The sequence below is a fragment of the Alteromonas sp. 5NW40-0090 genome (assembly GCF_057552975.1).
The window spans coordinates 24,639-38,195 of record NZ_BAAJLT010000008.1; the positions used below are offsets into that span (position 1 = coordinate 24,639).

General features: G+C 46.4%; 8 protein-coding genes. 5 read left to right on the forward strand and 3 right to left on the reverse strand.

Annotation, left to right across the window (positions count from 1 at the left end; genetic code table 11):
* Nucleotides 1–200: 200 nt before the first annotated feature.
* Entirely contained in the window at nucleotides 201–1,823 is a 1,623-nt protein-coding gene (locus tag AC27KT_RS11105; protein WP_487129939.1) for a methyl-accepting chemotaxis protein, read from the reverse strand.
* A gap of 566 nt (nucleotides 1,824–2,389) precedes the next feature.
* Here AC27KT_RS11105 and putA point away from each other — a divergent pair.
* Complete coding sequence (putA, locus tag AC27KT_RS11110; RefSeq protein ID WP_487129941.1) at nucleotides 2,390–6,187, forward strand: bifunctional proline dehydrogenase/L-glutamate gamma-semialdehyde dehydrogenase PutA; 3,798 nt, start codon at nucleotides 2,390–2,392, stop codon at nucleotides 6,185–6,187.
* 132 nt (nucleotides 6,188–6,319) lie between these two features.
* Here putA and AC27KT_RS11115 read toward each other — a convergent pair whose 3' ends face one another.
* A complete protein-coding gene (locus AC27KT_RS11115; RefSeq protein WP_487129943.1) occupies nucleotides 6,320–6,922 on the reverse strand; it encodes a TIGR04211 family SH3 domain-containing protein in 603 nt (200 codons plus the stop codon).
* 172 nt (nucleotides 6,923–7,094) lie between these two features.
* Between AC27KT_RS11115 and AC27KT_RS11120 the strand changes: the two genes are divergently transcribed.
* Nucleotides 7,095–8,600, forward strand: coding sequence for a CYTH domain-containing protein (locus AC27KT_RS11120; RefSeq protein WP_487129945.1), 1,506 nt, complete (start codon nucleotides 7,095–7,097; stop codon nucleotides 8,598–8,600).
* Nucleotides 8,601–8,659: 59 nt separating this feature from the next.
* A complete protein-coding gene (locus AC27KT_RS11125) occupies nucleotides 8,660–9,733 on the forward strand; it encodes a helix-turn-helix domain-containing protein (protein WP_487129947.1) in 1,074 nt (357 codons plus the stop codon).
* A gap of 63 nt (nucleotides 9,734–9,796) precedes the next feature.
* On the opposite strand, the gene mutH is transcribed toward AC27KT_RS11125, so the two are convergent.
* Nucleotides 9,797–10,474, reverse strand: coding sequence for a DNA mismatch repair endonuclease MutH (gene mutH / locus AC27KT_RS11130; RefSeq protein WP_487129949.1), 678 nt, complete (start codon nucleotides 10,472–10,474; stop codon nucleotides 9,797–9,799).
* A 112-nt stretch (nucleotides 10,475–10,586) separates the two neighbouring features.
* On the opposite strand from mutH, the gene rppH reads away from it, so the two are divergent.
* Nucleotides 10,587–11,129: an RNA pyrophosphohydrolase gene (gene rppH, locus AC27KT_RS11135; RefSeq protein WP_487130275.1), complete on the forward strand. Its 543-nt coding sequence runs from the start codon at nucleotides 10,587–10,589 to the stop codon at nucleotides 11,127–11,129.
* A 135-nt stretch (nucleotides 11,130–11,264) separates the two neighbouring features.
* A complete protein-coding gene (ptsP, locus tag AC27KT_RS11140; RefSeq protein ID WP_487130277.1) occupies nucleotides 11,265–13,556 on the forward strand; it encodes a phosphoenolpyruvate--protein phosphotransferase in 2,292 nt (763 codons plus the stop codon).
* The last annotated feature ends 1 nt before the right edge of the window (nucleotide 13,557 follow it).

The following is a 13,557-nucleotide window of genomic DNA, read 5'->3' on the forward strand; positions in this document are numbered from 1 at the left end:
AGACCTATTGTTCCACAGGCAGAGCGAGCCACTGATAGTTTAAGAATGCCAAGTCACGACAAAGTTCAGTCTTCTATTAAACGATGAAAATAGTGAAAAAGGTAGAGTAGGGTATAGAGTGAAGCAAACAGTAGGGGGAGGCAGGCCTGAATACGAGAATTCTAATTCACTCCTCTATCAGGCCTAAAAAGAAATAAAGTTTACAGCTTGAAGCGGTTTGCTATCTCCATAATAGCTAAGCAGCTGCGCTTAAGTGCTTCGCTAGCAGCAGCTAACTCATCAGCTGTTCTCAAACTACTATCGGCTGCGCCAGATAGTGCGTTTATACGCATGTTGGCTTCTGTAGCGGCCTCCGCTTGTTGTTCAGTAGCTCTTGCAATTTCACTACTCATGTCCGCTATTTCTGTCATCAAACGATCAGCTTCCTGTAGGTTTTGATTTGCTTGAATAGCATTATCCACTGTTGTGGCTGACGCTGATTGGCTCACTTTTACCGCATCTACAGCGCTTTTGGCATTACTTTGCAGTTTTTCTATCATTGCTTGAATTTCATCGGTACTTTGTCCGGTTCGACTTGCTAGTGTACGTACTTCATCAGCTACAACGGCGAAACCTCGTCCTTGCTCACCTGCTCTAGCGGCTTCAATAGCGGCGTTAAGGGCCAGTAAGTTCGTTTGTTCTGCAATACCGCGAATAACGTCTAACACAGCGCCAATACTGTCTGTTTGCGCAGCAAGTTCGGTAACCACCGTACTCACACTTTCTATATCCGAGGTGAGTGAACGAATGTCTTTAACCGTGCTGTCTACTACCGCCGCACCATTTTGAACATTGCCGCGAGCGCTAATGGTACTTTTTTCCGCAGAGTCTGCATTGCTGCTCACGTCGTTAATTTGAGTCGTCATTTCCTCCATTGCAGCGGCAACTTGCAGCATATTTTCGTTCTGCGTTTGTGCTTGTGCATTACTATTTTGACTCGATGTTTCCACTAGTTCTGCTTGCTGAGTAAGAGAACTGATATTTTCGCGAATACCTAATAATGACTGGCGCATTTTATCGGTGTACTCATTGAAATAGCGCGCCAAACGAGTGATCTCATCTTGTCCTGTCTCTGGAAGAGAACGTGTTAAATCGCCTTCTCCCTGAGAAATATCTTTCATGCGTTCTGTTACTTCTTGAACAGGTTTTACAATGCTACCGCCAATCACATATACCAGTACCACAACCAAAACAACGCTAACCAAACAAAACACCACAATCAGGTTGCGAAGGTGGGAAAACTCTTTTTCGAGATTAGTAAGGTATATGCCCGAACCCACAGTCCAACCCCACGGCTTGAACTCTTTCACATAAGAGATCTTATCGGTAGGTGTTTCTTCGCCAGGAAGGGGCCAGACGTAATCAACGAAACCATCACCGTTCGCTTTGATTTTTTGCGCCATCTCAATAAAAAAGGTTTTGCCGTTCCCGTCTTTAAAAGTCCTGAGGTCTTTGCCATCTAACGCGGGCTTTATGGGGTGCATAACCATAGACGGGGTTTGGTCCTGAATCCAAAAGTAGTTACTGCCGTCATACCTCAGCGCCTTTACCGCCTCTAGCGCCTGTCGTTTTGCGGTAGCCTCATCTACGTCGGTACGCGCTTCAAAGCTACCAAGCATGGTATGAACCACTTCAACTAGGTGTTGGTTTTCATCGTAAGATTTTTGCTTCAGTGCTTCGTAGTGCCTGTTTAATACGACTGCTGTTAGCAATATAAACAGCAGCGTAATTAGCCCAACAATAATGCCCAAACGTTGAATTAAACTAAATTTTCGTAACCACATTGGCAAATACCTATCTATTTATAATTATGTTTTTTTATAGTGTAGACGGTTTTTTAATTTCTACTTGGAAGCCTAACTCAAAACAAGCAGGCCCTGTGAAGACGAAAAGGCAGTGCACGAATCTTCGCAATTGCCTTTGTGGAGAGACGGGCGTATGTGTGTAGCCCGTCGCGCTGGGAGAATCTATACGTGTTCAACACTCGCTCAGTTAGCGAGTGGGAGTCTATTTGATGACTTAAGTTCTCTTAGCGAAATCCTTGATACAGTGAAAAGCAGTGACGATTCAGCGACATGTAAAATGTCATCCAACGCACTGACTACGTAGCTTGACAGAGAAACTGAAAAACTTTGTGAGCGGGGGCTTGGCAGGGCAATTTTGTGTGCTACCATCCGCGCAAATTTGGCCCAGTCGTGATCTTCATCCAAAAGTATAAAGTTAAAAGAAGTACGACAGGTCAACGCAGGGTTTCGACTTTGCTTGTTATTTAGCCGCTTCCATGTAACCGTGGGCAGTCTTACACGGCGGGAACGCTTTTTGTTACAGCTATTTCTATGAAAGGGTTGCAATGCTCATTAACGACACACTTCATACAACTTCACCCCTACGCCAGCGCATAAGAGACTACTATCGCATTAGCGAGTCGGTGGCAGTGGATCAAATTCTTCCTATCGCCGAGGTAAACCCACGTGCGCGAAGTCGTGCATGGGAACGCGCTCGTAAGATGGTGCTTCAAATTCGCCGCGAACAAGAAGGGCACGGTGGTGTTGACGCACTATTAAATGAGTACTCGCTATCTACAGCAGAGGGCGTGGTACTGATGTGCTTGGCTGAAGCTTTGCTGCGTGTTCCAGACAAAGCCACTCAAGATGAGCTTATTCGTGACAAGCTGTCTCAGGGACAGTGGACACCTCACTTGGGGAATTCAGAGTCGTTATTTGTTAACGCGTCGGCATGGGGCTTGTTGTTTACGGGCAACATGGTGAACTATGCTGATAAGCGCAAGAAAGAACAGTTTGGTTTGTTAAAGCAAACCCTTGGCCGCTTAGGTGAACCTGTTATTCGCCGTGCTATGAACATTGCGATGCGCGTGATGGGCCGTCAGTTCGTTATGGGTGAAACCATTGAAGATGCGGTAGAACGCGCCAAAGACAAAGAAACGAAAGGGTACGTATATTCTTACGACATGCTAGGCGAAGGCGCACGTACTATGCGCGACGCTGAGCGTTACTACGATGCATACGTGAAAGCGATAAAAGTAATCGGTAAAGCGGCTAACGGACGTGGGCCTAAACGTTCACCGGGGATCTCGGTAAAGCTTTCTGCTATTCACCCACGCTTTGAATTTTCTCACCGCGAACGTGCCATGGCAGACATTCCGCCGCGTTTGAAAGCGCTGTGTATGATGGCAAAAGAATACGATATCGGTTTAACGGTAGATGCGGAAGAAGCTGACCGTCTAGAGCTTTCTCTAGATATTATCGAAGCCGTATTTCGCGATGAAGACCTAAACGGTTGGACAGGTTTTGGCTTGGCCGTACAGGCCTACCAAAAACGCGCAATCCACGTTATAGAACACTTGCGTGAACTTACCCTAGAGGTAGGTCGTCCGCTAATGGTGCGTTTGGTTAAAGGTGCCTATTGGGATACTGAGATTAAGCTTACTCAACAAGCGGGCCTTGAAGAGTTCCCTGTATTTACCCGTAAGTCGTCAACAGATGTGTCATACCATGCCTGTGCGAACCGTCTACTTGAGTATCGCGACACCATATACCCGCAGTTTGCCACTCACAATGCCTACACAGCGTCTGTGATTGTTGAGCTTGCTGGTGACGACAAAGAAGGTTTTGAATTCCAGTGTCTACACGGTATGGGCGATACCCTTTATGATCAGGTGGTAACGCAGGATAAGATCCAGTGCCGTGTTTATGCGCCTGTAGGTGAACACGAAGACTTATTGGCCTACCTTGTACGTCGTCTTCTTGAAAACGGCGCGAACTCGTCGTTTGTAAACGCCATCGTTGACGATGAAAAACCGGTTGAGTCTTTGCTTGAAGATCCGGTAGAGAAAACACAACGCCTGAAAGTACGTTATAACAAGTTAATCAAAACCCCACGTGGGCTGTACGCGCCAGAGCGCGATAACTCGCGTGGTCTGGACCTAACCGACACCAACGCGGTAACGGCGCTTAAACACGAACTTGAACGCTGGCAGGACTACTACAAAGTAACCGGTGAAGTGCCAGAAGGTGCGACAGCGGTACTTAGCCCAACTAACCACAACGACGTGGTAGGGTATCACCATTACGCTACGCCTGATGATATGCGCAAAGCATTAGATGAAGCCGAAGCAGGGTTTGAAGGTTGGTCTAAACGCGATGTAAGCGAGCGCGCTGAAATACTCAATCGAACAGCAGATGCGCTTGAGCGCCACATGGCTGAGCTTATCGCTATCTGTATGCGTGAAGCGGGTAAAGTAGCGCAAGACAGTATTGATGAAGTGCGTGAAGCCGTTGATTTCTGTCGCTACTATGCGGCGCGTGCAGAAGAGCTTGCTGAAGATCAACGCTTACTGCCTCGTGGTGTTGTGCTGTGTATCAGTCCGTGGAACTTCCCGCTAGCCATTTTCTTAGGCCAAGTGGCAGCGGCACTTGTAACAGGTAATACGGTTATTGCTAAGCCTGCTGAACAAACCAGCATTATTGCGCAGCGTGCGGTAGATATTATGCACTCGGTAGGCCTGCCAGAAGATGCATTGAAACTTATTGTGTCGCCTGGTAAAGAAGTGGGCGAAACCCTTCTTCCAGACGAGCGTATTAAAGCGGTAATGTTCACAGGTTCAACGCAAACCGGTACGTTAATTTCTCAAGTACTTGCAGAACGTGGTGGCGAACAGGTGCCATTGATTGCAGAGACGGGCGGTCAAAACTGTATGATCGTTGATTCAACTGCACTGCCAGAGCAGGTAGTTGATGACGTGATCCACTCTGGTTTCCAAAGTGCCGGTCAGCGCTGTTCAGCGCTTCGCGTATTGTTCGTACAAGACGAAATTGCTGATGATCTTATCGAAATGCTAACCGGCGCTATGAAAGAGCTTACCGTTGGTGATCCAACGCAGCTTGCTACCGATGTGGGCCCTGTAATTGACGAGAAGGCGCTTAAGAGCCTGACCGATCACCAAGAGTACATGGAAGATAAGGCTAAGCTGCTTTATCGCAATGAAATGCCAGCAGGCTTTGAAAACGGTACTTTCTTTGCGCCAACCTTGTATGAAATCAAGAACATTGATGTGCTTGAAAAAGAAGTGTTCGGCCCTGTGGTGCATATTGTTCGCTTTAAGTCGAAAGACCTTGATAGTGTACTAGAGCAAATCAATGGCACAGGTTACGGCCTAACTATGGGCATTCACTCGCGTATTGAAGAGCGTGCTAACGAGCTAGCAGCGAAGAGCCGCGCGGGTAACGTGTACATTAACCGCAACATGATTGGCGCTATTGTTGGCGTTCAGCCTTTCGGTGGACGTGGATTGTCTGGCACAGGTCCAAAAGCGGGTGGTCCTAACTATCTGCCTCGCTTAATGATGGAACGTGCCACACCTAAGCCATCGCACATTGATGATGTAGACGGTACTGATGCAGCGCTTGTCGGTGATGAAAAGATTGCCGAGCGTGCGCACGTAATGATGGATAAAGCGAAAGCGGTAGAAGTGCAGTGGCGTCATACGCCGTTGAATGACCGTATTTCTATGGTACGTCAGCTTCTGGCAAAAATTGCGAAAGTAGACATTGTTGACGAGCTTGCTGATGACTTGAACCGCACGCTTGCGACGGCGCGTCAGCAGTTAACCAGTGTTGAACGTAAGCTTGCCAAGCCACAAACCCTGCCGGGCCCAACAGGTGAATCGAACAAGCTTTACCTAGAGCCTCGCGGGATCTTGGTGTGTTTTGCCGATAAAGAAGTAACCTTCGAATACTGGTTACTGTCTATTGTGACTGCGCTATCAACGGGTAACCCGGTAGTATCAGTTGTGTCTGAAATCTTCTATGAAGAAGCCGTTGAAATTCAAAACAAGTTTGAATCAACTGGCGCACCAAAAGGCTTATTCCAGGTAGCGCGTCTTGCGCATCTGGATACCTTGCTAATGGATGAAGATTTATCTGGCGTGGTGGTCGACTCTGGTACTGAGCGTACTGCGCGTATTACAGCAATGCTGTCATCTCGCGAAGGGGCTATCTTGCCAGTTATCACAGCTGAATATAATGACAACCTTATTCAGCGTTTGATGACTGAAAAAACCATAAGTATCGATACTACGGCATCAGGCGGTAACACATCGCTGATGACCCTAGTTGAAGATGATGAATAATCAATAAATCTCAGGTTTGTTCATCAGATTTGAGCAGACCCTAATGCTTAAAATCAGTAAATGAAAAACAAAAATGGCCAGCTTTAAAGCTGGCCATTTTTTAATCGTGTTACTAAAACTCGTTGCCTAGCGCTACATCCACTCACTGTTTCTACGCTTGCGCTTGGGAAGGTAAGTCAGCATTACGCCCAGTAATATACCCACACCGGCTACCATACCACCGCGTGTAAACCAGGTAACCAGCTCATCTTTATTCGCGCTATCTACTTTGGCGGTAAGACGAGTTATCTCAGAGGCTTGTTCTTCGCTAGTTGTTGTAAGCTTCGATACCTGCTGACGTGCATCGTTAAGTTGCTGGCGAAGTCTGGCGTTTTCAGACTGCGCTGTTTGCAGTGCGCTTTGGCTCTCGGCTAGCTTCTCACTTATGATTGGCAATTGCTCGGCTTGCGACATGGTATTTGACACAAAGCGGCTTTCAACCCAGCCTTCGCGACCTTCGTTGTCGGTAATCTGCGTGAATTCAGCATCGTTATCGCGTGCAAGCACAGTAATAGGTGTGCCTGCTTCAATTGAACCTAGAATACGGTAGTTACGACCAGGTCCAGTATGCATAAAGATAAACAAGTCATCTCTTATGTAATGCGAAGAAGACGCTTCTAAATCAGCGGTATCTTGTAGCGAAAATGCTTGAAAAGAGCATGCAATAAGGGCTGCTGCTAACCACTTTCGAATCATATGAAGTCCAATTTTAGAATTTAAAACGTGAAGATGGTATTGGTTGACCGCGATAAAGGCAAGTTTGTTCCACTTTTGTATAATTAAAGCATCTTGTTTCAAGGCGCCAGCATTGCGAAAAGTAAGCGACAAAGGTAAGGTGTCAGCATCATAAGCTGTGCCTAGCGCAACCATGTCAGAAATAGAATTAAAATTTGTAACGGGTGACAATGCCCACCATGCGTTTACTCAACGTGTACTTCCTCTTTTCCAAAAAAACAGTATTCAAGTGAACTCTCATCGTGAAATGCGCCTTGAGAACGACTATTACGATACAGATAAGCTCGATTTTCAAAACAATAAAATGGGCTTTCGTGTTCGAGGTAACAATGGTGAATACGAACAAACGCTAAAGACTAACGGCGTGGTCAGCGGTGGTCTGCACAAACGCATGGAATACAATGTGAGCCTTGATAATTCAAGGCCCGATCTTACGCTATTTGAAGCCAGCGCTTGGCCCCAAGATTGGGATGTGGCGGCAAAAAACACGCGGCTATCTAAACAGTTTAGCACTCACTTTACTCGAAATGCCTATGTGGTTAATGTGGGTGAAAGTGTGGTTGAGATTGTGCTGGACTGTGGCGAAGCAAGCACCGAAAAAGCCGGCTCCCCAATCAACGAAATAGAGCTTGAGTTGATGTCAGGTGATATCAACAGTTTGTTTACGTTGGCGGTGCTAATAAACGACAACATGCCGGTACGCCTTAGTGATGTATCAAAAGCGGCGCAGGGATATCAATTACTTCACGGCTTTAACGCTAAAGTTCGACACTTGCCAGATTTCCTTGCGCTTGAAGACACAACCACCACGGAAGAAGCATTTAGCCACGCGGTTCAAACTGCATTGGCGCATTGGCAGCACCACGAGCATGTGTTTTGCGAAAGTGGCTCAATAAAAATGCTCGCAGAAGTCGCCAAGAGTGTACGCTTGTTGCTTCAAAGTGTGTCGCTTTACTTGCCGGTTCTGCAGTGCCCTGAGCTACTCGCCCTGCATAAAAAGCTGGTCACCCATGCGCAAAAGTGGGGCTGGCAAGACGACTTACAAAGTTTGCGTTATTTGCTCTCTAAAAAGAGCATGTTTAACAAAACACTCAGCAAACATCCTGCAGTAGTGAGCTATTTGCAAGGACGACAAACAGGTTTAATGCAGGCTCATGAGCCCGAAAAGCTGTTTTTCGACAACGATGCCACAGACATTAAGCTACACGCCATAAGTCTTATTCAGAATAAGCCGTGGCAAAAAGTCGCAACGGGTTTTGACCATCCGGTGCTTGATCATGCAAAAGGCTGGCTGTCGCAAGGTTGGCAAACTGTGCAGCAAAGCATGCCCCTAAGTAAAACCATGGGTCCTGCTAATTACAGTGCTGTAGAAGTGATGCTTAGGCAGACATTATGGAGTGGATTTCTGCTTGGTGACTTGTTTGTAGAGGAGCGGGGTAATTTTCGCGCACCGTGGTTAGATTTGCTCACTGGTATTGATGAGCTGAATGCGCTGCTTATGTTAAAGCAGTCGATAGACGACGCCGAAGTAGACTCCCATGACGAAGTGCGTAAATGGACAGCAGAGAAACTCAGCACGCTTATTCGAATTATGGAGCGAACACGCACAGTGGCTATGCAACGTGAAATCTATTGGTAAACCATGTCAGTAGATACGTATTGCGTTAGCAAATTTTTTTTCAAGGAAGAAGGGCGGTAATGACTTCAAACTACTATGACTACTTTCTTTATTCGTTATTGGGCGTTTACTTGTTCTGTTTTGCGCGCCTGCTTTTTCAGAAGGTTAATTTAAGCAGCATGCGCTGGTTATTGGGGGCATTTGTCTGCTGGCCTCTATTCATGCTAGATGAATGGTTGCGAATAGCACATGCGACGTCATTGGCAGCTTTGTATGGTTTGTCAGATGTGTTTGCTGTTGTTGCTATAACCTGTTGTTATCGAGCCATAAAACCTATGTTATTAGCGCACCCCACCGCAAGAAAACGGTTGTGGTGGCCGACAGTGGTGACGGCGTGTTTTCAGTGCACCGTTTTGCTTATTCCAGTAGATGATAAACAACAGTGGCTTTCAGCGTCACCTACTGGCGAGCCTTTGTTGCTATGGCCTGCTTATTTTGCCTCACTGTTAACCGGTTTCAGTGTATTGCTGATTGGCATTCTTATCACCGAGCATATTCAAATGTATCACAGGCATTTGCCTGAGCAGGCCGTAGACATTAAAAGCTTAAAAATGCCTAGGCTTGCCGGTGTAATGGGGAGCATGGTTGGTGTAGCCTTTATGAGTATTCTACTTGTTACCGCCGCGACCTTTGGCTTTTTCCCCGTCTCCTTTTGGGAAAGCTTGCATCATTTAATGATTGGTTGTGCGCTGTTGGTCGTTCTGTTTTCATTAACCTTTATTCGTCGCACTGCACCATCGCCCCTTGACTATGAACGACTAGATGAAGGTAAGGCGACGCCTTACGAAATAAGCAGTATCATTTCTAAAGCTGAGCGCTACACCATTGAATCGAAAGCTTACAAAACCCGTTTCCTTACGCTTGCTGAATTTTGCCAAGGCGCTGATATTGACCCCACATCACTGGCCATAGCTTTGCAGCTTACTGAAAAGAAAAACTTTAGGCGGTTTATTTTTCACTACCGATTGGAATACGCAAAAAATGTACTGCTTCGCAGCGACGCTAAGCTTGAAGCCGTGGCAAAACGCATGGGCATAAATTCAGAAAAGTTTTTGAGTGAGTATTTGGTCAAGCACTTAAAGTCTGGCTCTTAAAAATAACGGAGGTGTTTTACCGGGTGCTTACGCCTTCAAACTACCCACATGAGCTGTCAAGCTTCACCCACCAAATGCATTGCGCAGTATTTGATGAGTGAAGGTTTTGCGCAAATAAAAGCCTCTAGGACGAGTTTTAATACGTTGGCCCTCAGGTCCTAATGCATCGGTAAGCACCTTGCCGTTAGCCGCTTTGGGGCGAATATGAAGTGCCTCACCTTGTCGAGAGGTAATAGATTCCACCTGTCCCGTAGCAATTTGTTCTACCAATTCTTCCCAATCGTTTCTAAGCATGGCGTCTTCATCCTCATTTGGACGCCAATAAAACCCCGTCGCCACACGCCTGTGTGCTAATGGAATGGCTCTGTCGCCTTCTATGGGCAGCCATAGTACTTGCTGTAGCTTGTTCCGAACATTTGAGGTTTCCCACGTGATCCCCGGCGCCATTAAAAGCGGCGCAAAACAAACATATGTGGTCTCTAATGGTGAAAAATGGGCATCGATGGGAATGGTTTTAAGTTCTATGCCTAACTCGGGGAAGTCCTGCTGCGGCTTTGAACCTGCGCTTGCGCCAAGCCATTTCTCAATTAGCATGCCCGGCCACCCTTTGTGACGCTGTAAATTGGCAGGGATGGCAACATTGGCCATGTCCGCCAGTTCTCCTAATGTTAAACCTGCAATGGCGTGACATCGCCTCAAAAGACTGTCTGGCGAAGATGGAGGCGATGAAGGAGGTTGCATAAAGGTGGTTAATTTCCTGTTTGAAAGCGAAGGCGAACATTAAGACTATGATTGGAGCATAGTTTGTGGAAGAATGAAAACATATACAAGTATAGTGTGCCCGGGAGTCTATGTGATAGATGCCGATGGATTCCGTGCGAATGTGGGCATAGTGATTTGCAACAAAATGGGTCAAGTATTTTGGGCAAGACGTTATGGTCAACATTCATGGCAGTTCCCTCAAGGCGGAATTGATGAAGGGGAATCTGCTGAACAAGCTATGTACCGCGAGCTTCACGAAGAAGTAGGGCTGACACCGAAAGATGTCACCATTTTAAGTGTTACCCGTAACTGGCTTAGATATAAGCTACCAAAGCGATTAATTCGACAAGGCAGCAACCCTGTTTGTATAGGGCAAAAACAAAAGTGGTTCTTGTTGCAGCTAGATTGCAACGAGCGCGACGTTAATGTGCTAAAAACAGGCCATCCTGAATTTGATGACTGGAGGTGGGTAAGCTACTGGTATCCTATTAGAAATGTTGTATCGTTCAAACGAGATGTATACAGACGAGTTATGAAAGAGTTCTCGCCGGTAGTTATGTCTATGCAACATCGACCTCAACAGCGCCAAAATGTAGCCCCGCACAAGCGTGGTAAAAAGCGCAGGCGCGGTTAAGCCGCTAATGGGAAAAGTGTGTAAGGTGGCAGAGATGTTAAAGGTGTCAAAGGTGGCGATGTGCAACACCCAGCGACGAGCAAACTGTGATTACACAAGGATAAAACGGTGAGCCCTCAGAGCCAGCAAGGTGCTATGTTAACTACATTAAAACGTATCGTGCAGGAAATGAATCAAATTCCTGCACTTGATACCGCTTTGTTTAGGCTGGCTACACGTGTAAAGCAAACCCTCAGCGTTGACTCCTGTTCTATTTACCTTGCCGATTACGACACGCAAGAATTCATTCTTAAAGCGACTGACGGTTTGCACCCTGATGCAGTAGAGCAGGTACGCATTGGGTTTTCAGAGGGGCTTATTGGTCTGGTCGGCCAACGTGAAGAACCACTTAATATTGTTAATGCTCACAACCACCCACGATTTAAACACTATCCTGAAGTAAAAGAAGAAAGTTATAATGCTTTTTTAGGCACGCCCATTATCAATCAAAGGCGTGTTCTTGGTGTTATCACCCTTCAGCAATCACAAATGCGGCGCTTCAGTGAAGACGAAGAAGCATTTTTAGTCACTCTGGCTGCACAGCTTGCGTTAGAGATTACTAATGCTGATATACGCGGCGCATTGACACTCTCTAACTCCACCGACAACATTGCTCGGCAAAAAAATGTGCGTGGTATTGCAGGCTCGCCTGGTTTAGCTATTGGTATCGGCGTATCGCCAGATAAATCGATTAACCTCAAAAACTGGGTAGTAAAACGCACACAGTCGCCGCAAGATCAAATTCAGCTTTACCGCAAAGGTGTTGAGGTAACAAGGGGGCATGTTGACGCTCTGTCTCAGCGATTGGATGACGGAATCCCCGATGACGTTAAATCCATTTTCCAGCTGTACCATCACCTATTAGATGCCAACAGTCTAGGGCGCGAAGTAGAAGAGAAAATTCGCCAAGGTTGGGATGCTGCATCGTCGTTGAAAATGGTTGTAGAAAGCTATGCCGCGCGCTTTCAGGCAATGGAAGACCCTTACATGCAAGAGCGAGCTATCGATATCGTCGATTTATCAGATCGTATCTTAGCTAATATTTTGTATGAAGCGAACGGGCAAAAAATCGCTGAAAAGGCGGTGACCGAAGCCAGTATTCTTGTTGCCGATGAAGTGTCAGCCCCCATGCTTGCTGAGTTTCCACGAGACAAGCTGAAAGGCATTATTTCAATCCGTGGCTCGAACAACTCTCATGCAGCAATCTTAGCAAGGGCCATGGGCGTACCCGCCGTAATGGGCTGTCAAAATGTCACCCCAGCGCTACTTGAAGATAAAGAAATACTGCTTGATGGTTATTCGGGCGAAGTCATTATTTCGCCAGAACGCAACATTAAGACCGAGTTTATTCAGCTTATTGAAGAAGAGTCAGCCATTGCGGATAAAATCGACGCTGAGGCTGATAAACCTTGCGAGAGCGTAGATGGCTGTAAAATGTCACTATATATTAACGCGGGCCTTTCTGCTGAAGTGGAACTGAATGCTGAACAAATTGGAGCTGGCGTTGGGTTGTATCGCACAGAAATTCCGTTCATGCTGCGCGAGCGTTTTCCATCAGAGCAAGAGCAAGTACTGTTGTACCGTCAAGTACTTGAGGCGGCACCTTCGTTACCCATCACCATGCGTACACTCGATGTGGGGGGTGATAAACCCCTGCCTTATTTCCCAATTAATGAAGAAAACCCGTTTTTGGGGTGGCGTGGCATACGTCTTACACTTGACCATCCAGAAATATTCTTGGTTCAGGTTCGCGCAATGCTTCGGGCGAGCGTAGGGCTAAGCAACCTTCAAATTATGCTGCCCATGATATCTACGGTATCTGAAGTGCAGGAATCTAAGCGCCTTATTAATCAGGCGTTTTATGAGATATCTGACGAAATTGCAGAGTCTGGACAAAGCCTGATTAAGCCAAAACTGGGTATTATGCTTGAAGTGCCGTCGGTACTTTATCAGCTACCTCAACTGGCCAAACACGTCGATTTCTTTTCAGTGGGCAGTAATGACTTAACCCAATATCTATTGGCGGTGGATAGAAATAACACGCGAGTGGCTGGGCTTTATAATAGCTATCATCCTGCCGTTTTAGGGGCGCTATACGATGTAGTTCAAAAAGCTAATCAAAGCCAAGTGCCAGTAACTATTTGCGGTGAAATTGCGGGTGAGCCTGCTGGCGCTTTATTATTGATGGGTATGGGCTATCGCCGATTAAGCATGAACGGCTTTAACTTAAGAAAAATAAACTGGCTTATTAGAAAAGTCACGCTGGATGAATGTAAGAAGCTACTATCATTGGCACTCACCTCTGTAAGCCAAGAAGAAGTTTTTGTGCACTTGAATCAATATCTTGAAACTAAGGGCCTAGGAGGCCTTATCCGAGCAGGTGCTTAAA